The sequence below is a fragment of the Staphylococcus sp. FSL K6-3157 genome (genome assembly GCF_038005145.1).
GTDB classification, from domain to species: domain Bacteria; phylum Bacillota; class Bacilli; order Staphylococcales; family Staphylococcaceae; genus Staphylococcus; species Staphylococcus equorum.
On record NZ_JBBOSM010000001.1, the window covers coordinates 2,092,608 to 2,115,718 of the forward strand.

Genomic DNA, 23,111 nt, shown 5'->3' on the forward strand with positions numbered 1-23,111 from the left:
TTTCTTTTTTTAAATAATTCTATAATTTTTATTCAGACCAATCTAATGATTCTAAAAATTGGTATACATCTTCAAATACTAATTCTTTTTCTTTATCAATTGTAATGACATGTCCGGAATTCGCATACCATTTAATATCTTTCTCATCAGATTCGCTCTCATTGTATATAATGTTTGCAGAATCTGTATTGATCATTTGGTCTTGTTCTGCTTGAACGACCAATAATGGATCCATTACTTCATCCACATGATCTCTTACATCTTGGATTTGTCCTTGAAGCTCTTTTAAAGTTTCTGAAGGTTGAAAAACGTCCATTTCTTTATTAATTGTGGTTTCATCTTTACCTTCATACTTTTTAAAATTGCGGGCATATTCTAGCACACCATCAAACATAGACCCTTCTGTCTTAATGTACATAGGTGAACACATAGTTATAATACCCTTTACATCTCTGTTTAAGCTTAATTTTAATGCATAGCAGCCACCAAGTGACAAACCAGCGACTACAATTTCATCGTATCCTTTTTCGACTAAAAAGTCGTAACCGTCTAATGCTTCTTTAAACCATACAAAAGGACTGGATTTTAATATTTCTTCAGGGGGTGCAGCATGTCCCTCATAGTGAGGCGCATAAGATGTGTACCCTTTTTTCTGTAAGAATCGGCCTAATTGTCTTACATCTGATGAATTCCCAGTGAAACCATGTAATAATAACACAGCTCGGTTGCCTTCTTCAAAAAAGAATGGCTTTGGAAGTTTGATTTGCATCGTGATTCAACCCTTTCGCTTATGCTTGATTTCGAGTTAATTAATTTTTATAAATTTCTTTTTAGCGTACAACATATCTATTATAAATAAAAAAGCCCGACTTTAACATTGTCGGACCTTATAAACCAAAATAACTTATGCCTAACATTAACAAGAAGAAAATGACAGACAATATAATTGTTAATCTATGCAAGAATAAATCGACACCGCGTTGCTTTTGTTTACCAAATAACTGTTCGGCGCCACCACTTATCGCACCTGATAGTCCATTACTTTTACCTTCTTGGAGTAATACAACAGTTACTAATGCAATACATACTAAAACTAAAATAATCATTACTACTGTATGCATGAAAATTGTCCTCCATTCATTATATACGAATCGCATTATACCACACGTTCGTCTTCTTTAGCAAACTACTATCTATTGAACGTACTCTTACGTTTAATAGAAACAGCTAACATATAAATCGCTAATACAAATGACATAATCAATACAACCGTTAATGGAATTAAATTAATTCCTGCTTTAACATCTAATATTGCTCCATATACTGGACCGATATTAACTACATTATACAAGATTTGTGAGAGGAATACAGCAAACATAAACCACCATAAATAAGTATGTCTATTCCAGATGGCGATGATACCTGCTAAGTTAGCAAATATGTACATTACGCCTGTAAATTGAAAACTATTTTTAATTGTTCCAACAGCATTTTCCGATGGCTTTTGTTCACTATTTAAAAGTAATTGTTTAATTACACTATCATCTAAAACAACAAATAAATGTATTGCATAAAGAATAGCGATGATTAATGAACTATAAGCAATCAGATGAGCCGTTTTTGTTTCTCTTGATTTAGGTTTTACATCCATATAAATTAAGGCTCCTTCTATGATTTACATCTTTAATTATATCAGTTTCATAGTGAAAGATGAACAATTTAAGCAAGTCTTACTATATAAATTATGTGACATAATTTATATAGTCATATTGTTAGGAAGTACTATAAATCTTGTTCGTTTAGCATTTCATCTACCTTCATACTTCCGTTTAAGTAGACGTATTCATTAACTTCGCACCACTCAAGTGGGCTTCTGGAGGATTACAATAGCTAAAGCTATTGCATAAGTCCTACTAATCTCAATTTCATTGAAAAAGTAGGACTTTAAAAAACACGCAAGTCATAAATGACTTGCGTGTTAGCACGTGAACTCTTTAATTTTTAAGCGGTATTATTTAGATAAGTTATAGAAAGATTTAAGTCCGTCAAACTTAGCAGTTTCGTATAATTCATCTTCAATACGTAATAATTGGTTGTATTTAGCAATACGGTCTGTTCTTGATAATGAACCTGTTTTGATTTGACCAGCATTTGTTGCAACAGCGATATCAGAAATTGAAGTATCTTCTGTTTCACCTGAACGGTGAGAAATAACTGCTGTGTAACCAGCTTTTTGAGCCATTTCAATAGCTTCAAATGTTTCAGTTAAAGTACCGATTTGGTTAACTTTAATTAGGATTGAGTTACCGATACCTTTTTCGATACCTTCTTCTAATTTAACAGTATTTGTAACGAATAAATCGTCACCTACTAATTGTACACGATCACCGATACGTTCAGTTAATACTTTCCAACCGTCCCAGTCGTTTTCGTCCATACCGTCTTCAATAGAGATGATTGGATATTTGTTAACTAATTCTTCTAAGAAGTCAACTTGTTCTTCAGCATTACGTTTTTTACCATTTTCGCCTTCGAATTTAGCGTAGTTATAAACGCCATCTTCAAAGAACTCAGAAGATGCACAGTCAAAGCCTAAGAATACATCTTTACCTGGTTCTAAACCAACTGCTTTAATTGCTTCTAAAATAGTTTCTACTGCGTCTTCAGTGCCTTCGAATTTAGGAGCGAATCCACCTTCGTCACCAACTGATGTTTCTAAACCACGGTTTTTAAGGATTGATTTTAAGTTGTGGAAAATTTCTGCGCCCCAACGTAATGATTCTTTAAATGTTTCTGCTCCAACTGGTAATACCATGAACTCTTGGAATGCGATTGGTGCATCAGAGTGAGAACCACCATTAACAATGTTCATCATTGGTACTGGTAATTGTGTACCGTTGAATCCACCTAAATATTTGTAAAGTGGTTGGCCTAATAAATCAGCTGCTGCACGAGCTACTGCTAGTGATACACCAAGAATAGCGTTAGCGCCTAATTTACCTTTGTTTTCAGTACCATCTAATTGGATCATCATTTTGTCGATAGATACTTGTTCTAGAACTGAAAATTCACCTTCAACTAATTCTGGTGCAATAATTTCGTTTACATTTTCAACTGCTTTAATAACACCTTTACCTAAGTAACGGTCTTTATCACCGTCACGTAATTCTACTGCTTCGTGTTCACCAGTAGAGGCACCTGATGGAACTAATGCGCGACCAAAAGCGCCACTCTCAGTTAATACTTCTACTTCAACTGTTGGGTTACCGCGTGAGTCTAAGACTTCGCGAGCGTAAACATCTGTAATAATTGGCATGTTTATAATCTCCTTTATAAATAAGTAGTTTAGAAATATTAAATTTCATCTTCATTATAGCTTTAAATACTATAAATACAAAGTAATTTAATTCTCTTGTGTTGTTTATAGATGCTATAAATTATCAGAATAAGAAAGCCTTCTATCTTAATTTATAGCACCAATTTTCACTCTAAATTTTAATTCATTAAATTAATGATTGATTAATGATTCACCAGTCATATCTTCTGGTTGGTTTACATTGAGTAAATCTAATAATGTTGGTGCTAAGTCACCTAGACGACCCGTTTCACGCAATGTTACGCCTTCTTTAGTAACGATAACTGGAACTGGATTCGTCGTATGTGTAGTCATAGGTTTATCATCATCTGTTAATACCATGTCTGAGTTACCATGATCTGCAGTGACGATAGCATGACCACCCATTTCTGTAATCTTATCAACCACTTCGCCTAGACATTCGTCTACAGCTTCTATTGCTTTAATCGTTGGTTCAAGCATACCACTATGTCCAACCATGTCAGGGTTAGCAAAGTTTAATAAGATTAAATCTAAGTCACCTTTATTTAATTCTTCAATTAATGCATCTTTAACTTCGTATGCACTCATTTCTGGTTTAAGGTCGTAAGTTGCAACTTTTGGTGAGTCGATTAGACGACGACGTTCACCTTCAAATTCAGCATTACGTCCACCACTCATGAAATAAGTGACATGTGGGAATTTTTCTGTTTCTGCAATACGCAATTGTTTTAAACCATTGTTTTGAACAACTTCACCGATAGTATTTGTTAAATCAACTTTTTCAAAAACGATTTCTGCTTTCACATTGTCGTTATATTTTGTAAATGTTGCATAAAATAAATCGTCAATTTGTTCAACTTTGAAACCTTCGAAAGCTTTGTCTGTAAATATTTCAGAAAGTTGTCCTGCTCTATCTGGACGGAAGTTATAAAAAACAACTGCGTCGCCATCATTCACACCGTCATTTTGATCTTTTACGATAAATGGTTCAACAAACTCGTCTGTTAAATCTTTCTCGTAGTTAGCTTCGACACCAGCTTTAGCTGATTCAAAAGTTTCACCTTTAAAATTACGGATTGCATTATAAGCTTTTTCTTCTCTATCCCAACGTTTATCACGATCCATTGCGTAATAACGTCCTGAAACAGATGCAAATTGGCCAATGCCAAGTTCATCGAATTTAGCTTGCGTTTCTTCGATATATTTTAGTGATGATTTTTGATCTACGTCACGTCCATCTAAGAATGCGTGAACATAGACTTTCTCAACACCTTGCTTTTTAGCTAATTCTAATAATGCGAATAAGTGTTTATAATGACTATGAACACCACCATCAGATAATAAGCCAAAGAGATGTAGCGCTGAATTATTGTCTTTAACGTGTTGAATTGCGTTGTTTAATACTTCATTATCAAAGAAATCACCGTCTTCGATAGATTTATTGATACGCGTTAAACTTTGATAAACTACACGTCCAGCACCAATATTCATATGACCAACTTCTGAATTACCCATTTGACCTTCAGGAAGACCAACATCTAAACCACTTGCTTCGATTTGCGTTGTTGGATATTTACTGTAGTAACGGTCGAAATTAGGCTTATTAGCTAGTTTTACAGCATTACCATGTTCTGTTTCTCTGTTTGCAAAACCATCTAAAATAATTAATGCAGTTGGTTGTTTCGCCATATTATTTTGCACCTTCTAACAATTGTACAAAATCATCCACTTTAAGTGATGCGCCGCCTACTAATGCGCCATCGATGTCTGATTGAGCCATGTATTCTTTAATGTTGTTAGGTTTAACACTACCACCATATTGAATACGAGTTGCATCTGCTACTGTTTGACTAGATAACTCAGCAACTGTTTCTCTTACAAATGCACACATTTCGTTAGCATCTTCAGAAGTTGATGATTTACCAGTACCGATAGCCCAGATTGGTTCATAAGCAATAACTACTTGTTGTAATTGCTCTTCAGATAAACCTTCTACTGCTTTTTTCACTTGGTTGCCTACAACTTCGTTTGCTTTTCCACTTTCGCGTTCTTCATCAGTTTCGCCAACACAAATGATTGGTGTCATGCCATGGTTAAATACAGCATGTGCTTTTTTGTTAATGTCTTCGTCAGTTTCTTTGAAGATTTCACGACGTTCTGAATGTCCAATAACAACATATTTAACACCAAGGTCTGCTAATGCAGCTGGAGAAGTTTCACCAGTAAATGCGCCATTATCTTCGAAGTAAGCATTTTGAGCACCGATTTGTAATCCTTGTGCTTTACCATCATTTACTAAAGTAACTAATGCGTCTAATTGAATTGCTGGTGCACAAATTACAGATTCTACTTCTTTAGTATCTGGTAATGTTGGTAATGCATTAACGAAATCTTTAGCTTCTTGAACTGTTTTATTCATTTTCCAGTTACCTGCGATAATTGGTTTTCTCATTATATAACACTCCTATTAGTAATTTATGATTAATATTTTAAACGCTATAATCATGTCTTGCATATTTAGTCGTGCAATTATTTGTTAGCAATTGCGATAACGCCCGGTAGCTCTTTACCTTCAAGGTATTCTAATGAAGCGCCGCCACCAGTTGAAATGTGACTGAAGTCATCTGCATATCCTAATGAAATTGCTGCTGCAGCTGAATCGCCGCCACCGATAATTGTGTTAGCATCTTTTAATTCAGCGATTGCTTCACAAATACCAATCGTACCTTTAGCAAAGTTACTTAATTCAAATACACCCATTGGTCCGTTCCATATAACTGTATGCGCACCTTGTAATTGTTCTTTAAATAATTCTACTGTTTTCGGACCAACATCCATTGCTTCTTGATCAGCTGGGATATCATCAATAGATACTTCTGTGATTTCAGCGTCATTTGAGAATTCTTTAGCAATTTTACAATCTACTGGTAATACAATTTGATCGCCAGCACGGTCTAATAATTCTTTAGCAAAGTCAACTTTATCTTCTTCTAATAATGATAAGCCAATTTCTTTACCTTGCGCTTTGAAGAATGTGTACGACATTCCGCCACCGATAAGTACTTTGTCAGCAATTTTCAATAAGTTCGTGATGACACCAATTTTGTCAGAAACTTTAGCGCCACCTAAAATTGCAACTACAGGTTTATCAGGGTTTTCAACTACGCCGCCGATATATTTAATTTCTTTTTCCATTAAGAATCCTGCAACTGTTTCTAAATTAGATGCGATACCAACGTTAGACGCGTGCTCACGGTGAGCTGTACCGAAAGCATCATTTACGAATACATCGCCAAGTGAAGCCCAGTATTTGCCTAAGTCAGAATCATTTTTAGATTCTTTTTTACCATCAACGTCTTCATAACGTGTATTTTCAACTAAAAGTACATCACCTTCGTTAAGTGCTTTAACAGATTCTTCTAGTTTTTCGCCGCGTGTTTCAGGTACAAACACAACATCTTTACCTAATTTTTCTGTTAATGCTGTAGCCACTGGTTTTAAAGTTAATTCTGCTTTATCACTTTCTTCTTTAACTTTACCTAGGTGAGAGAATAATACTACTTTTCCACCTTGCTCAATAATATGTTTTATTGTTGGTAATGCTTGAACGATACGGTTATCATCAGTGATTTCGCCGTCTTTCATTGGTACGTTAAAATCTGCACGTACAAGTACAGTTTTACCTTTTAATTCTATGTCAGTTACAATTTTTTTAGCCATATAAGCTTCCTCCTCTGAATGGAACAATAAAGTAAAATAAGCGGAGAAGCGATGTGCTCCCCGCTTACTCCTAAGCTTATTGTTTAAATTTAACAACATTTAAGCTTGTTAAATTAATTTTTTAATCCGAATTATTTAGATTGGTCAGCTAAATATTCTAAAGTACGAACTAATTGTGAAGTGTAAGACATTTCGTTATCATACCAAGCAGCTATTTTAACTAATTGGTGATCTCCAACTGTCATAACACGAGTTTGTGTTGCATCGAATAATGAACCGTAAGTCATACCGATTACGTCAGAAGAAACGATTTCGTCTTCAGTGTAACCAAATGATTCGTCTGAAGCATTTTTCATTGCTGCATTAACATCTTCAACGCTTACGTCTTTTTCTAATACAACTGTAAGTTCAGTTAATGAACCAGTAGCAACTGGAACACGTTGAGCGCCACCGTCTAATTTACCATCGATTTCAGGGATTACTAAACCAATTGCTTTAGCAGCACCTGTTGAGTTAGGGATGATGTTTTCAGCAGCTGCACGTGCACGGCGTTTGTCGCCTTTTCTGTGTGGAGCATCTTGAGTACTTTGGTCACCAGTATATGCGTGAATAGTAGTCATGAAACCTTCAACTAAGCCGAAGTCGTCATTTAAAACTTTAGCTACTGGAGCTAATGAGTTAGTAGTACATGAAGCACCTGAAACAACTGTTTCTGAACCATCTAATTCACTGTGGTTAGTGTTATAAACGATTGTTTTTAAGTCGCCTGTTGCTGGTGCAGAGATTAATACTTTTTTAGCGCCAGCGTCAATGTGAGCTTCTGCTTTTTCTTTATCAGCGAAGAAACCAGTACATTCTAAAACAACATCGATGTCTAAGTCTTTCCAAGGTAATTTACTTGGTTCAGGTTCTGAGAATGATTTAACTTCTTGTCCATTTACACGGAATCCGTCTTTTTCTACTTCAACTTCTCCTGTGAAGCGACCTTGTGTAGTGTCATATTTTAATAAATGAGCTAACATTTCGTCATCTGTTAAATCGTTAACTGCTACTACGTCAATACCTTCTACGTCTTGAATTCTTCTAAATGCTAAACGTCCAATTCTACCAAAACCATTAATTGCTACTTTAACTGCCATTATAATGGCCTCCTTTAAAATGATATTTAAAAAGTGTATTTCACCTTTTATTACTATTGTTTTGCGATTACTCTTGCCGCAGCTTCGTCTGTGATTAATACAGTGTTATTGGGTGCAATTGAAAGGTAAGCTTTAATAGCTTCTCCTTTTGATTTACCCCCAGCTACGGCAAAGATAAACTTCTTCGACTCAAGATCTTCTAATTGTAGTCCAATCGTTTTCACTTTATGGACAATGTCACCTTGATCATCGAAATAATATCCAAATGCTTCTCCCGAGGCATTGTGATGTTGAAGTTTCTCTATAACTTCACTAGGTGATTGACGTCTTCGCGCCATCTTCAGCGCATCACCAATGCCATGGATCGTAATATTGGATTCCTTAATTTTCTCAAGTGAATGGATAACTGATGGTTCTAACATAAGCGTATTATATGTTGTCTCACTTACATTATCTGGTACATATAGTGTTGTATAATCACCGTTCGTTTGCTGCGCCATACTTGCAGCAATCGTATTCGCTTGATATACAACATTTTCACCAAGTCCTCCACGTGCAGGTACGAATAATACGTTGTACGGTTGCTTGTGCATGGCTTCGCTGACATATGCCATCGTTGAACCACCAGTCACAGAAACTATTGCATGTTCGTAAAGAACATCTTCTACAAGTTGTCCCGCCTGACGTGACAACTCAATCTTAACTGTTTTATCAGCATCTGAATCGCCAGGTATGACGTAAACCTCTTTGATGTTGTACTGCTCTTTAATAACCTGCGCAAGATGATGATCGTCTGAATAAATATTGAAATAGCTATTCAATTGACGAATCGTTGTTTCACCTGCTTCAGTTATTTCCATACCTGTTGGTTTAACTTTGATAAGTTCTTGTTTCTTCAATATATCTGTTTCTGAACGCAGTACACGTTCAGTCAAATCCATGTATTCACTTAAACTTCGTCTACCTACGGGTTGATGCTTGGAGATAGTAGTGAGTATTGAAAAACGACGATACATCTTTTCAACAATTTCTGGAACTAACTTTTGTTGAATTTTTATCAAGTCCTTCACTACTATCCACCTCCATTTCCATTTAAAGGGTCAAGTTCTAACCATAGATTGACTTTTTACGTCCCTGGTGGGACAAAAAAATATAACCTCTTATAACAGCAATACTACTACTATATTTTTAAAATTGCAAGAGAAATACCTATCTATTAATTATTAACTATTGACCATTAAAAATTTTGTTACTTTTGTAACTACCTACAATAATTTAATACCCGTTAAAAACATCAATTAATCATTCATACTTATTATTTTTTAATAGTACATATTATAATATAAACACATATTATTCACATTCTTATGCTTTTACAAGCGTGAATGATTGAATGGTTGTCCTATTATCATTAAAATAGTTTTATAATACTATTTTGGAGGAAAAACTATGTCACAAAAAGATCAACCAGAGGTTATCGATCCGGATGACCAACGATATAAGGACCCAGATCATTTTAATAAGCATAGTCAAAAACCGTACGCTGGTACACACCAACACCAATCATATAATTATACAAAAAATATCGGTTGTGGTTGTGGCCCATTCGGTTGTTTGAGTGGTTGCATTACCTTAATACTCTTGTCATCGCTCCTTACTTTCTTATTAAACTTCCTATTTTAATTCAATCTGATTCACATTAGCTTTTATTTTTTTGAAATTATAAGCACCCTGCGCTTCAAGTTCATTAAAATAAATTCTGCGTTTGTCTTTATAAGGGGTCAACTAATTACTAATGATGAATGATTGATTAGTTTAAAAAATGACAACGCTTTGGTCTGACTCCTTCAAGAAAAATCCTAGCTGAATACTATAGACTAAGGCTATGACTGCAGAAATAGTGTAGAAAAACGCCAGCAAAGTCGTAGTCTTTGTTGACAATATAAAAGAAGCACCCGTGAGAACGAGTGCTTCTTTTATATAGCTTATACAACTATATTTACTAAACCGTTATGAACAATGTTAATCTTCTTCTGATGAATTCGAGTTACTATTTTGTGTTGATCTTTCTTGTGTGTCAGCTTGACTACTTCTTTCTTCTGTTGAAGGTTCAGGTGTTTGCTCTTCAGTTGAAGGTTCTGAAGTTTTTTCTTCTGTAGATGGCTCAGGTGTTTTTTCCTCTGTTGTACGCTCTTCAGTCGTGCGTTCTTCGGTAGTACGTTCCTCTGTAGTACGTTCCTCTGTAGTTTGCTCTTCGGTAGAGCGCTCTTCAGTTGTTGCTTCTTTTGTTTTCTCAGGAGAGTCTTTTTCTTCTTCTGTTGTACGTTCAGCTGTTGCAGGTTGTTGTGTTTGTTGTTGAGTTTGTTGTGTCTGCTGTGTTTGTTGCGTAGTTGGAACTTGCTGAGTTTGTTGTTGGGTTTGTTGCGTTTCTTGTGACTCTTCTGTTGATTTCTCTTTTTTCTTATCTTTTTCTTCTTTAGTCTTTTCTTTTTTCTTATCTTTTTCTTCTTGCTTTTGATCAGCTAAACGTTCGTCGGCTTGTTTCGAATGATCTACAAAGGCAAAAATGGCAAAAACTAATCCACCTACTAATAACAAGACAATAATCGCACTCACAATTTTTGCAAAACTGCTCATTTTCTTGTTATTTTGATTATGCTTTGGCATAAGCTCCCCTCACTTCAATTTATATCATAACTTTTATATTTATTCTAAATGTACTTTCATTAACAAATGTATATTTTACACTATTTTTTATACTAATCAAACCGATTAACTATTTTTTAATATGGCTGTTATCTTGATGTCATATCTGTTGTAAAATGCAACTATGCTTTAACATTTTATGATTTAGTATAATATTAATCTAAATCAAACTATATTTTCAATACTTTTATTTAATTTCAATTTTTACTTTACATGTTTCACTATTATCATAACAGGATGTGAGCTAAATATGAATAAACATGATTTATTAAATGATTTTGAGCAGCAGGGTCACCCTAACAAAAAAGGCCTTCGTCAGATGATGGTTGAAAATGACAACTATGAACCAAAGCCTACTTCCAAAAAACGTAATCTTTTCTTTAGTTTTATTATTTTCCTTCTATTAGTTATTTTCAGTCTAATATTTCTTTTCATCTAATAGTAAAGCATTAAAAAATTTATTAAGGATACGTTTATATAAGCAATTTATAAATAAAAAGATAGTTATAAATCTTTAATTACGTTAGCATATAAATATAGGCCTATACGATAATCGCATAGGCCACTACTAAAGGGAGTCAAAATTTTACCTTCGTTAGTATATTATGGGGTATACTCGAAATAATTAAGAGATGATTAATTAATATCGAAGGTACCCTTATTATAACGGTATCCAATATTATTTTAAATACTTCTTAAGATGACTAAATGACATATTCTTGAACAATTTTCGAAAGAATTATGTCAGAAAAATTTAGCTTGAGTCGTTTTTTAATCATTACAGTCTAAAGCATTACTATTTTATGAGGTGATATAATGAAACACTATTTAATAACAGGTGGCACAGGTATGGTTGGTACCCAACTCGTTGAAGCTATCAAGCAAAGTGACGCGCATATAACAATTCTTACTAGACAAGACAAATCAACTTCACACCCAAAAATAACATACGTTAATTGGTCTAAAACGAATTGGGAATCTCAAATTCCTGATATTGACATCGTTATTAATCTTGCAGGTGCAAGCTTAATGAAACGTTGGACAAAAGAACATAAACAAGCAATTATGTTGAGCCGCTTACAGTCTACGCAAGCATTATTCGACTTGTTTAAAAACCGCAAACAAAAACCTTCAGTATTCTTTAATGCGAGTGCAGTTGGTTATTACAAGCCAGATTACGATCGAACTTATACAGAATTATATAAATCGCTCCCTTTTGATTTCTTATCAGAAGTAGTTTACCAATGGGAACGTCGCGCACGTCAGTTTGAATCATTAGGCACACGTGTTGTGATTGGTAGATTTGGCATGATCCTAGCAGAAGATGGAGGCGCCTTACCTTTGATGAAACTACCATATGAATTTTACCTTGGTGGTAAACTCGGTTCAGGTAGACAATGGTATTCTTGGATTCATTTGGATGATTTAACAAGAGCCATACTCTATACAATTAACAACGGAAATGCACATGGCGTTTTCAACTTTACAGCGCCTATTGTTGAACATCAAAATTTATTTGGCTATACATTGGCACGCGTCACACATCGTCCCCATTTCACTTGGGTACCTGCATTAGCCTTAAGATTAGCTTTAGGCCAAATGTCTACAGTTGTATTGGACACACAAAAAGTAATACCAAATAAATTACAGGCTATAGACTTTAAATTTAAATATCCAGATTTAAAAATAGCTTTAGAAGATTTAGTAGAATAATGATAAAAAAAAGACAAGCCACATGATGTGGCTTGTCTTTTTTTCTTAAGCTTTTATATTAATTTTAGCGTTATGCTTCAGGAACCATAACTTGGTCAACTAGACCGTATTCTTTAGCTTCTTCAGCTGATAAGAAATTATCACGATCTGTATCTTTTTCAATTTTTTCAATTGACTGACCAGTACGCTCTGCTAAAATTTGGTTTAATTTGGCACGTGTCTTAAGAATATGATTCGCAGCAATTTCAATTTCTGTTGCTTGACCTTGCGCACCACCAAGTGGTTGGTGAATCATTACTTCAGCATTTGGTAAAGCAAAACGTTTACCTTTTGCTCCTGCTGCAAGTAGGAATGAACCCATTGAGGCAGCCATACCAATACAGATTGTTTGTACATCTGGTTTAATGTGTTGAATTGTATCATAAATTGCAAATCCAGCCGTCACACTTCCGCCTGGCGAATTGATATAAAGATAGATATCTTTTTCAGCATCTTGTGCTTGTAGGAATAATAATTGTGAAACAATAGAGTTTGCTACATTATCATCGATTTGTGAACCTAACATAATAATACGGTCTTTTAATAAACGTGAGTAAATGTCATATGCACGTTCCCCACGGTTTGTTGTTTCAATTACTGTAGGTATTAAATTCATTAATATTGCCTCCTCATTTCTAATTGATAAATTTATTTTAACTCAAAAGTCAAATATGGTCAAAAATTAAAGCTCGAAATTTCACGAAACTTACATTATTCTTATTGACCGTTACTTCTAAGATTTGTACACTTGTATTAGCGTGTTTTTTAACCCCTCGTAGTGTAATGGATAACACGTAAGATTCCGGTTCTTAAAATGGGGGTTCGATTCCCTTCGAGGGGACTTGAATAAGATTTTCTAAACCTCACCCGATGCCATACGTTATATATCTATGGTATCGGGTTTTATTTTTTATTTTAAAAACACTCAACTCATTAACCACTTTTACCATATACCCTTTTTCAATATATCTAGTAATCTATGTAGTCTATAATATGCTAAAAATCTATGCAAGACAATTGTTTCTCTTTTTTAAATCAATACTTTTATAAATTTATTTTACATTTATAAAAGTACTACCTAAAACATCTCTCACATCATGGATTACTAAAAAGGCGTTTTCATCTTCTTCGTTAACAAGCTTTTTCACTCTCGTCACTTGAGACTGTGGCACTACCACGTATAGCATATGCGTCTCACTCTTAGCATAGCCACCCTTACCAGTTAATATCGTAGAGCCTCTTCCTGTAAAAGCATTAATTTTATCGCTAATTGTTTCACTTTTACTTGATATAATCGTAACTGCTTTTTTAGGATTAAATCCTTCTATGATAAACGATGTCGCTCTTTCGGTCACAAATAGCATAATGATTGTAAATAACACATTTTGTAAAGGAAGTACCATCAAAAAAGATAGAACGACGAGTGCATCCAACACAAAGATGCCTTGCGATGTTTTAATTTCTGAGTATTTATTAATTATCTTAGCTATAACTGATGTGCCTCCAAGTGTACTACCTGTCGCAATAACTAAACCTCCACCAATACCGATAATAGCCCCACCAAACACAGCATTAATCACGAAATTATCCACACCAAGATTTATATTTTCAGTTAAATGTAAGAACAGTGAAAGTGACGTATTTGCTATAACTGTATAGACTGCAGTTGTTTTACTCAAAAATTTCCAACCAATTAATACAACGAGTGTATTGATAATTAATGATGTCCAAGCCGGCGACAATCCAAATGAATATAATAGTGCTAAAGATATACCGACAGTGCCCCCGTCTCCTAAGTTAGATCCAAGTAAAAAACAATTGACACCTATTGCGTTAATAAACGTACCTATTATACAAAGAATAATATTTTTAGAATGCTTATTAAACAGTTTTGACATTAACTCACTCCTTCGAATCCAACAACAATAGGGTTTAAGCAAAATTCTATTGCTATTACGCATCACAAATTGTATTAATTATATAAAAAAACACCTCTTTATAGAGGCGTTAATAATCAAAATTAAATTATACAATTATTTTATAATAATACTAGCATAACTAATTCACGTATGACTAGATTTATTTTTAATAATGCCACTAATATTTCTCGAAGGCAGAATTGAAGAGTCCAAGGTAAAATATAAAACTGTAAAGTATATTATTTCAGTTCAATTGGTTCGCCAGTTCTCAATTTATCCGCCATTTCATTCAACTTTCTTAATCGATGATTCACACCAGATTTAGATATATTGCCAGAAGTCATCATTTCTCCTAATTCTTTAAGAGACACTTCTTGGTGATCTACTCTGAGTTTTGCAATTTCACGTAATCTTTCAGGTAAATTATCCAGACCAATTTCTTGGTCAATTAAACGAATACTTTCTACATGTTTCATAGCAGCGCTTACTGTTTTATTCAAATTAGCAGTTTCACAATTCACCAATCTGTTAACAGAGTTTCTCATATCACGTACGATACGGACATCCTCAAATTTCAAAAGTGCTTGATATCCCCCAATTAAACTTAAGAAATCAGAAATTTTTTCCGCTTCTTTTAAATAGGCAATACTACCTTTTTTTCGTTCGAGGTGCTTTGCATTCAATTCATATTTATTCATTAACTGCGTTATACCTTCAGAATGATCTTCATATAATGAAAATATTTCTAAATGATAAGATGATGTTTCTGGATTGTTTACAGAGCCACCAGCAAGAAAAGCACCACGTAAATAACTTCTTCTCATTTCATCATCATGAATCAATGCTTCATCAATTTCGTGCGTGAAGACACCACTTTTTAAAATACCTAATTCATCCAATATTTCTCTGGCACGTACTTTAATACGACAGATATAAATATTGTTCTTTTTTAATTTCATTTTCTTTCTCACAAGTAGTTCCACTTCAACATTAAATACTTTTTTAATTAACGAATATATACGTCTTGCCGTAGTAGCATTTTCGGTTTGTACGTTAATAACAAATTGTTGGTTGGAAAGACTGAGTGCACCATTCATACGAATAAGCGCACTGAGCTCTGCTTTTGCATTCTCTTCATCTACTTCTATTCTAGTCAGTTCATTTTTCATCTCGGATGCAAAGCTCATAGATTAATCAGTCCCTTCTTTAACTAAATGAAATCACTTAGTTATTATTTATCATTTTCTTTCTCACGCGTAAATTCAATCGTGTCAGTTTCTCTCATAGCTATTTCATAAATCATTTTAGATAATACTTCAGTATTATGACGCACGTAGTATTCTTCAGAAACTTCTACTAAATTAGGATGTGTAAATACTTTAATATTTTGTTCTTCCATATGATCCATATTACATTTCACTGGTGATGCTCCATCTTCCCTATAGCGCTTTAACACATCTTCAGTAAATGATTGGGTGCTACAGATAGAATAATTGATAAAGTTCTGACCAACATGATCATGTATTGCGTTCACATGATCGATTGCAGTGTAACTATTTGTTTCACCTGGTTGTGTCATAACATTTGAAACATATAATTTAGGAACGTCTCCACCTAACAGTGCATTAGAAATACCCTTCACGCATAGATTAGAAATCACACTCGTATAAAGTGAGCCAGGGCCTAATACGATTAAATCTGCCTCTTCTATTGCTTCAACTGCTTCTTCCATTGGCTCAACATCTTCTGGTTCTAAAAATACACGTTTAATCTTTTTATTCTTTTTTGGAATATTAGATTCACCATATACAATTTCTCCATCTTCCATCACCGCATTTAAACGTACACTCGTATTGGTAGAAGGAATAACACGCCCTCTAATATTTAAAATTTGACTTAGTTCTTTCACTGCATGTCCGAAATCGTTATTGATGTTGGTTAATGCAGCAATGAGTAGATTACCCAAAGAATGACCTTCGACTTGGTTTTCTTTAAAACGATATTGAAACAATTGTTCTATTGTTGATTCTGTTTCACTTAATGCCGAAATAACGTTTCGTATATCTCCTGGAGCAGGTATATCCATTTCGCTTCGTATTTTACCCGTACTACCACCATCATCAGCTACTGTGACAATCGTCGTAATATCGATCGGATAACCCTTTAAACCACGTGCTAAAACGGATAAACCCGTACCTCCACCTATAAGTACAAGTTTAATTCTTTTCATTTTTTTGTTTCACGCCACTTTCGACATGTGCATCCCTATGTTGTACATACACATTATAGTCAAAACTCTCCCTGAGTTCTGCTCCGATACGTTTGGCTAGTGCGACAGAACGATGTTGGCCACCAGTACAACCTATTGCAATAACAAGTTGAGATTTTCCTTCTTTTTTATATCCTGGTATCATAAATTTCAATAAATCCATTAATTTTTCATAAAAAATATTTGTTTCTTTCCATTTCATTACATATTTATATACTGCTTCATCTTCGCCAGTTAATGGTCTCAACTCATCAACGTAGTGCGGATTAGGTAAAAATCTTACATCAAATACAAGATCCGCATCTATTTGTATACCATGTTTAAAACCAAAGCTAATTACATTAATATTAAATGTTTGATAGTTACTTTGATTAAAATAATCTCCCATACGTTTGCGCAATTCTTTCGGTGTCATTTGCGATGTATCAATCGTATAATTCGCTAAACTTTGTATTTCAGTCAACAACTCACGTTCTTCTTCAATAGCTTCAATTAATGAACGTTGACCTTTTTCATTTAAAGGATGTGCACGACGTGTTTCTTTATAACGAGAAATCAGTTTTTCATTCGATGCTTCCAAGAACATTAAATCAACAATAACATCTGAGTTACTCTTAATTTGATCCATTTCTTTAATTAAAGATTTAAATAGTTCCTTACCTCTTAAATCAATAGCAATCGCTACTTTTTGTAAAGAAGGATTTCCTTGACCCATCAATTCTACAAATTTTGGTAAAAGAATCGGTGGTAAATTATCTACACAGAAATATCCAATGTCTTCTAAACTCTGAATGACCACAGATTTTCCAGCGCCTGACAAACCAGTTACAACCAACAATTCACTCTTTACTATTTCTTTTTCTTCTCGTTGCATCTCTTTACACCATCCATTGATTATTTTAATCGCAAAATTAGTTCTACGCTGTTAATAGCTTATTTATATTGGCATTTATACAATATCTTTCATTTTTCTCAATATAAGTCTAACGAGTTAATATTATCACATTATATTTTACATGAAAAACGACTAAGGTAGTAGTTTTATCTATCAATATTATAACGCTATAGTTGTTTCATTATGTAAAAAAGCTAGAATGTTATAACTTACTTATAGATCGTAAGTATGACATTCTAGCTATGACTGAATTTATCTATGATATTTTATAAAATCTTTTATAATCTATGACTTTATCCCATCAATGATTCAATTTATTTATGCTTCAATTGTATCGTGTAAATGCTCGATATATGCAATGGCACTTTGTGCAGCAATACTTCCATCACCAGTTGCAGTGACAATTTGACGTAATCCTTTTTCACGTACGTCACCTGCTGCATATATACCAGGTACACTTGTACTCATGTCTTCATTCGTTAAAATATAGCCAACTTCATTAGTAATACCTAAATCTTGGAAAGGTATTGTTAATGGTTTCATACCAATGTACACAAATACGCCATCACCATCTAGTGTTTGTTCTGTGCCATCTTTTGTTGATTCTAATGTTACCGAACCAACTTTGCCATCTTTGTCATTAATTGTTTTTAAAGTGTGACTCCAAATAAAATCAATTTTATCGTTTTTAAATGCACGATCTTGTAGGATTTTTTGAGCACGTAATTCATCTCTACGGTGAACAATCGTTACGCTATCAGCAAATTTTGTAAGGAATGTTCCTTCTTCTACAGCTGAGTCTCCGCCACCAATAACAAATAATTTCTTACCTTTAAAGAATGCTCCATCACATACGGCACAATAACTTACACCACGACCGCCAAGTTCTTGTTCACCAGGTACACCAATTTTTTTGTATTCTGCACCTGTTGAAATGATTACGGCGCGAGCTGTAATTTCACTATTACCAAGGTTAATCACTTTATGAGTACCTTTATCTTCTATTGATTTGATATCGCCATATTGATATTTAGCACCAAATTTTTTCGCATGTTCAAACATTTTCGTTGATAAGTCCGGACCTGTTACCATTTCAAATCCTGGGAAGTTCTCAACTTCTTCTGTGTTTGCCATTTGTCCACCTGGCATACCACGTTCAATCATTACTGTGCTTAAATTAGCACGTGATGCATAAACTGCAGCAGTCATTCCTGCTGGTCCGGCACCTATAATTGCCACATCAAAATCCACTTGTTCAGCCATTTAAATTGCCTCCTGTTTAATAATTCATTATGCGCAGTATATATGATTTCTTGCATTTCTTAAACTTATATGCTCACTAAATAATCTATCGTTTTATTTAAACGGTAAGAAGATATATCAAACCATTCGATTACTTGTTGTTTTGTTATTTTACTATCAGCATTACGATAATACATATACACAAATGCTGCAATATATTCATTTACATTTGTTAAATCTACTTTTTCAGATATAATCGCTTCTGCTTGATCAATCCATACAATAAATAAATCCTCATTATTTTTCAATGATTTCACACCATACAACATCAATAAGCCTCTATGAATGAAATCTAATTTGTTTAATTTTAAATCTTGAATAATATAGGTAAGATATAGCTTTTCGTAATCTTCCATAGATTCTAGAACTGCCCAAATTTCTTGTGTCAAAAGCACTTCGCGTCCCTTTAACTGGTTTAATAAGAAAATACCATATAACCTATGATGGCTATCGTCATGGAGTAATAATGGTAATACTTGTTCATCGAAATACATTTTACTCTCTGCAATAACCCAAGGAGCATAACCTACATCTACTTTAGTCATATCTTGCAACTTCGACCAATAATATTTACTATCCTCAATATTATTTAAATAGTAACTATTATAACTTAACGCATTGTACATTTGGATGGAAAGGAATTTTCCTTTTCTATAAAGTGGCTGTAATATTTTTTGCGAAGCTTCATATTGTTTCAAGTAACATAAAACGATGCCTAGCTTAAATGATTCATCATCATTCATCGGCATGACTTTATTTAAAATTTTTAAATAGCGTTGGTATTTTTCTTTATCATTCGTATTATAAAGTAATAAAGTATAATGACATAATGCATGTACATCCGTATTATCTTCACTAAGCAATCGCTCAAACATTTCTTTAGCAATGTCATATTCATTCATGTATAAATAACACATCGCAAGTAAATTACGCACTACGCGATGTTCTTGAATTTCATCGTTTTGATTTAAGATAAATGTTCGTGCTTCGGGTAATCTTCCCTGAGAAAATAGGTATTGGAAAATAAGTTGTACTGCAAATAGCTGACTTTCTATCTCTATTTTTTCAGCTGAATTATAAGAAACTTCAAACATTTCTTCAAGTTCTTCTTTATAATCTTCATCGTTAGACATCGTGACATAATTTATACCAAATAAAAATGCTTTATTTGCTTCATTTAATGTAATGTTTAATTGACTAAGCTGATAATAACTTTCTTCTACTAACTCTTGTTGCGCAATACTTTCATAAAATAGATGCTCTGCTTTACCACTTAGTCCTATATTCACAAGACATTCCGCGTATTTTACTTTTACATCAAAATCTTGAGGTGACATATCCAGCACTTTGCCATAATATTCTGCTGCTTTTTTATAATCTTGGTGCAGAAATTTTTGGTCTCCCAATTTTTTATAAAATTGACTATCTAATTTCATTGGTATTACTTTGCCGTTATGCGCCATCCATTATCACCTCCTAAATATTAATTAAGTTCTTATTTGCATGGGATTTCCATATGCTAATGCCGAATCAGGTATGTCTTTTGAAATAACAGCACCCGCTCCGACTTTAACATTTGATCCTATGCTTACACCTGGTAATATTGTAACATTCGCGCCAATTAAAGTATTATCACCAATTTGCACACGCCCCGTTCGAAATTCATCAACGAGAAATTCATGAGTCAAAATTGTAGTATTATAGCCAATCACACAATTTTCACCTATGGAAATATACTCTGGGTATAATAAATCGGGAACTACTTTAAAAGCAAATGCTGTGTTTTTACCAATATTCATTTTCAATAAATTGCGATACGCCCAATGTTTTAATTTCACATGAGGCAAGTACCTGCAAATTTCAATAATTATCGTTTGTTTAAATATTTTAAAGTATCTAATATAACGATACATATGCCAGAGTGGGTTATTGCCTTTAACTTTAACCCTTTTTAAATTACGCATGATATTTTATCACTTCACTTTTTGATTTGACCAAGTTAACGGACCAACATCTTTATATCTTGGTGCGTTATATTTCACTCTTCTTATAATCATAATCACAATACCTACTATAATCAGTATAATAGACATTAACTGCGCTACTCGAATATCACTAGTTAACATCAAGCTATCTGTACGCATGCCTTCTACGAAAAATCTGCCGATTGAATACCATATCAGATATAGACAGAAAGTATCTCCTATACGTAAATGTTTTCTAAGCAAGATTAGTATAACAAAGCCTAAAATGTCCCAAATAGATTCGTATAAGAATGTTGGCTGGTAGTATTTGCCGTTAATATACATATTATTAATAATAAAATCTGGAATATGTAAGTTTTCTAAGAATGTTCTTGAAACAGGACCGCCATGAGCTTCATGATTCATAAAGTTGCCCCATCTTCCAATACCTTGGCCTAAAATCATACTTGGTGCAATGACATCACCAATTTGAAACGGGTTAATATTTTTTTGTTTACAGATGATAATCCCTGTAACAAATCCACCTATTAAGCCACCGTGTATTGCAATACCACCGTGCCATATCATCGGAATTTCAATTGGGTTTTGAATATAATACGGCCACTGGAATACAACAAAATAAAGTCTCGCCATAATAAATCCAAATATTGCACTCCAAAAAATGATATCAACTAATGTATCTGTATCAAAGCCAATTCGTTTCACACCTTCTTGAGCAATAAAATAACCCAAGAGTATCCCAACAGCGATAATAATTCCGTACCAACGTACTGAAATAGGCCCAAGCTCAAGTGCAATTGGATTGATATAATTTAATGTCATCATTACCTATTTCTCCTCACTATTGCTACCATTTCGTAATATTTCAGCATTTAAGCGATCATTAAACTCTTCTGCTGTATTGATGCCCATAATATTCAGTCGGTAATTCATTGCCGCAACTTCAATAATAACCGCTACGTTACGTCCAGGTCGTACAGGAATTGTTTTTTTCGTAATTTCAGTATCTAAGATACGTAATTTTTCTTCATTTAAGCCGACTCGATCATATAATTTGTCTTTATGCCAGTTTTCTAAATGAATATTTAAACGCAATCGTTTTTCAGTTAAAATCGAACCTGCACCAAATAATGTCATTACATTAATGATACCTAAGCCTCTAATTTCTAATAAATGTTCTATTAATTTAGGTGCTCTCCCAATCAATTCGTCTTTACTAATTTCTCTAATTTCCACATTATCATCTGCTACTAATCTATGACCACGTTTTATTAATTCTAATGCCGTTTCACTTTTACCGATTCCAGAATCACCAGTAATCAGTACACCTACACCATAAACGTCGACAAGTACTCCATGCAGTGATGTTGTTCGTGCGAGTTCATGTTCTAAAAATGTAGTTAAACGACTCATTAATTGTGTAGTAGCAATCGTCGACGCAATTAAAGGCGTGTCGAGTTCTTTTGCTGCAGCGATAAGTTCCTCTGGTGGTTCTAAATCTCTCGTCACAATAATCGCTGGTGTATCTGGACGACATAACTTTCTCATACGACCTTTACGTTCTTCATCTGGTAATAAGTTATAAAAAGATAATTCCGTCGTACCTAATAATTGAATACGGTCAGAAGCATAGTGAGAAAAATAACCTGCCATTTCCAAACCTGGTCTTGAAATATCTGTATTTTTAATTTGTTTGTTTAAACCTGCTTCTCCAACAATAAGATCAAGTTCAAAGCGGTCTACTAAACTCTTGGTAGTTAACATAGTTCACCTCTATCAATATTTCTCTTACATTTGCAATATGATATTATCATATCAAAAAGAAATGATAATCCATATCAAAAAGTGTAGAAGATCGATAATTCAACACATATCTATAATATCTATCATTATATCAATTATAAACGATATCACACACCAGTGACTGATTATATTTTCAATTTATTCATTTAATTTACTACAAATCATTTTCTAGGGATTTGTTGGTAATAAATACAAAAATACCCCCTTCAAAGTTTGCACGTTAAAGTACTTACCTTGAAGAGAGCCATTTATACTTATGTTCCCACCTTTTTGAGTGGAGTTAC

23 protein-coding genes and 1 tRNA gene are annotated in these 23,111 nt (G+C 33.8%); 4 read left to right on the forward strand and 20 right to left on the reverse strand.

What is annotated here, in order from left to right; translation table 11 throughout:
- Nucleotides 1-28: 28 nt before the first annotated feature.
- From MHB47_RS10135 to MHB47_RS10175, 9 genes are all read right to left on the reverse strand, one after another.
- Nucleotides 29-769 carry an alpha/beta hydrolase gene (locus MHB47_RS10135; protein WP_002508248.1) on the reverse strand — a complete coding sequence of 247 codons (741 nt, stop codon included), beginning with the start codon at nucleotides 767-769 and terminating at the stop codon, nucleotides 29-31.
- A 118-nt stretch (nucleotides 770-887) separates the two neighbouring features.
- A complete protein-coding gene (gene secG, locus MHB47_RS10140; protein WP_002508249.1) occupies nucleotides 888-1,121 on the reverse strand; it encodes a preprotein translocase subunit SecG in 234 nt (77 codons plus the stop codon).
- Between the two features lie 68 nt (nucleotides 1,122-1,189).
- A complete protein-coding gene (locus tag MHB47_RS10145; protein WP_340756513.1) occupies nucleotides 1,190-1,651 on the reverse strand; it encodes a hypothetical protein in 462 nt (153 codons plus the stop codon).
- A gap of 360 nt (nucleotides 1,652-2,011) precedes the next feature.
- Nucleotides 2,012-3,316 carry a surface-displayed alpha-enolase gene (eno, locus tag MHB47_RS10150; protein ID WP_021339867.1) on the reverse strand — a complete coding sequence of 435 codons (1,305 nt, stop codon included), beginning with the start codon at nucleotides 3,314-3,316 and terminating at the stop codon, nucleotides 2,012-2,014.
- 192 nt (nucleotides 3,317-3,508) lie between these two features.
- Nucleotides 3,509-5,026 (reverse strand): 2,3-bisphosphoglycerate-independent phosphoglycerate mutase, encoded by a 1,518-nt coding sequence (gene gpmI / locus MHB47_RS10155; RefSeq protein ID WP_069820708.1) that lies wholly within the window; start codon nucleotides 5,024-5,026, stop codon nucleotides 3,509-3,511.
- A gap of 1 nt (nucleotide 5,027) precedes the next feature.
- A complete protein-coding gene (tpiA, locus tag MHB47_RS10160) occupies nucleotides 5,028-5,789 on the reverse strand; it encodes a triose-phosphate isomerase (RefSeq protein WP_002508253.1) in 762 nt (253 codons plus the stop codon).
- 77 nt (nucleotides 5,790-5,866) lie between these two features.
- Nucleotides 5,867-7,057, reverse strand: coding sequence for a phosphoglycerate kinase (locus tag MHB47_RS10165; protein ID WP_069819102.1), 1,191 nt, complete (start codon nucleotides 7,055-7,057; stop codon nucleotides 5,867-5,869).
- Between the two features lie 131 nt (nucleotides 7,058-7,188).
- Nucleotides 7,189-8,196, reverse strand: a complete 1,008-nt coding sequence (gene gap, locus MHB47_RS10170; RefSeq protein ID WP_002508255.1) for a type I glyceraldehyde-3-phosphate dehydrogenase — start codon at nucleotides 8,194-8,196, stop codon at nucleotides 7,189-7,191.
- Between the two features lie 53 nt (nucleotides 8,197-8,249).
- On the reverse strand, nucleotides 8,250-9,266 hold the full coding sequence (locus MHB47_RS10175; RefSeq protein WP_021339865.1) for a sugar-binding transcriptional regulator: 1,017 nt from the start codon (nucleotides 9,264-9,266) through the stop codon (nucleotides 8,250-8,252).
- 379 nt (nucleotides 9,267-9,645) lie between these two features.
- On the opposite strand from MHB47_RS10175, the gene MHB47_RS10180 reads away from it, so the two are divergent.
- Nucleotides 9,646-9,879 carry a hypothetical protein gene (locus MHB47_RS10180; RefSeq protein ID WP_002508257.1) on the forward strand — a complete coding sequence of 78 codons (234 nt, stop codon included), beginning with the start codon at nucleotides 9,646-9,648 and terminating at the stop codon, nucleotides 9,877-9,879.
- 339 nt (nucleotides 9,880-10,218) lie between these two features.
- Here MHB47_RS10180 and MHB47_RS10185 read toward each other — a convergent pair whose 3' ends face one another.
- Complete coding sequence (locus MHB47_RS10185) at nucleotides 10,219-10,863, reverse strand: DUF4887 domain-containing protein (protein WP_340756517.1); 645 nt, start codon at nucleotides 10,861-10,863, stop codon at nucleotides 10,219-10,221.
- Nucleotides 10,864-11,152: 289 nt separating this feature from the next.
- On the opposite strand from MHB47_RS10185, the gene MHB47_RS10190 reads away from it, so the two are divergent.
- Together MHB47_RS10190 and MHB47_RS10195 are read left to right on the forward strand one after the other, a co-directional pair.
- Nucleotides 11,153-11,341, forward strand: a complete 189-nt coding sequence (locus MHB47_RS10190) for a hypothetical protein (RefSeq protein WP_002512176.1) — start codon at nucleotides 11,153-11,155, stop codon at nucleotides 11,339-11,341.
- A gap of 377 nt (nucleotides 11,342-11,718) precedes the next feature.
- Nucleotides 11,719-12,615 (forward strand): TIGR01777 family oxidoreductase, encoded by an 897-nt coding sequence (locus MHB47_RS10195; protein WP_002508259.1) that lies wholly within the window; start codon nucleotides 11,719-11,721, stop codon nucleotides 12,613-12,615.
- 70 nt (nucleotides 12,616-12,685) lie between these two features.
- On the opposite strand, the gene clpP is transcribed toward MHB47_RS10195, so the two are convergent.
- Nucleotides 12,686-13,270, reverse strand: a complete 585-nt coding sequence (gene clpP / locus MHB47_RS10200) for an ATP-dependent Clp endopeptidase proteolytic subunit ClpP (protein ID WP_002508260.1) — start codon at nucleotides 13,268-13,270, stop codon at nucleotides 12,686-12,688.
- Between the two features lie 153 nt (nucleotides 13,271-13,423).
- Between clpP and MHB47_RS10205 the strand changes: the two genes are divergently transcribed.
- A tRNA-Arg gene (locus MHB47_RS10205) sits at nucleotides 13,424-13,495 on the forward strand.
- 211 nt (nucleotides 13,496-13,706) lie between these two features.
- On the opposite strand, the gene MHB47_RS10210 is transcribed toward MHB47_RS10205, so the two are convergent.
- The 9 genes from MHB47_RS10210 to hprK form a co-directional block, all read right to left on the reverse strand.
- Nucleotides 13,707-14,552 (reverse strand): YitT family protein, encoded by an 846-nt coding sequence (locus tag MHB47_RS10210; RefSeq protein WP_021339461.1) that lies wholly within the window; start codon nucleotides 14,550-14,552, stop codon nucleotides 13,707-13,709.
- Between the two features lie 260 nt (nucleotides 14,553-14,812).
- Nucleotides 14,813-15,760 (reverse strand): DNA-binding protein WhiA, encoded by a 948-nt coding sequence (gene whiA / locus MHB47_RS10215; protein WP_340756519.1) that lies wholly within the window; start codon nucleotides 15,758-15,760, stop codon nucleotides 14,813-14,815.
- 44 nt (nucleotides 15,761-15,804) lie between these two features.
- Nucleotides 15,805-16,803 carry a gluconeogenesis factor YvcK family protein gene (locus tag MHB47_RS10220; RefSeq protein WP_021339460.1) on the reverse strand — a complete coding sequence of 333 codons (999 nt, stop codon included), beginning with the start codon at nucleotides 16,801-16,803 and terminating at the stop codon, nucleotides 15,805-15,807.
- A complete protein-coding gene (gene rapZ, locus MHB47_RS10225) occupies nucleotides 16,790-17,716 on the reverse strand; it encodes an RNase adapter RapZ (protein ID WP_002508265.1) in 927 nt (308 codons plus the stop codon). The genes MHB47_RS10220 and rapZ overlap by 14 nt, the downstream gene beginning before the upstream one ends.
- 339 nt (nucleotides 17,717-18,055) lie before the next feature.
- Nucleotides 18,056-19,000 carry a thioredoxin-disulfide reductase gene (trxB, locus tag MHB47_RS10230; RefSeq protein ID WP_002508266.1) on the reverse strand — a complete coding sequence of 315 codons (945 nt, stop codon included), beginning with the start codon at nucleotides 18,998-19,000 and terminating at the stop codon, nucleotides 18,056-18,058.
- A 65-nt stretch (nucleotides 19,001-19,065) separates the two neighbouring features.
- Nucleotides 19,066-20,502 (reverse strand): tetratricopeptide repeat protein, encoded by a 1,437-nt coding sequence (locus MHB47_RS10235; RefSeq protein ID WP_002508267.1) that lies wholly within the window; start codon nucleotides 20,500-20,502, stop codon nucleotides 19,066-19,068.
- A gap of 24 nt (nucleotides 20,503-20,526) precedes the next feature.
- Nucleotides 20,527-21,003: an acyltransferase gene (locus tag MHB47_RS10240; RefSeq protein ID WP_340756521.1), complete on the reverse strand. Its 477-nt coding sequence runs from the start codon at nucleotides 21,001-21,003 to the stop codon at nucleotides 20,527-20,529.
- 9 nt (nucleotides 21,004-21,012) lie between these two features.
- A complete protein-coding gene (lgt, locus tag MHB47_RS10245) occupies nucleotides 21,013-21,849 on the reverse strand; it encodes a prolipoprotein diacylglyceryl transferase (protein ID WP_021339458.1) in 837 nt (278 codons plus the stop codon).
- Nucleotides 21,850-21,852: 3 nt separating this feature from the next.
- Nucleotides 21,853-22,788, reverse strand: coding sequence for an HPr(Ser) kinase/phosphatase (hprK, locus tag MHB47_RS10250; RefSeq protein WP_002508270.1), 936 nt, complete (start codon nucleotides 22,786-22,788; stop codon nucleotides 21,853-21,855).
- Nucleotides 22,789-23,111 lie beyond the last annotated feature (323 nt).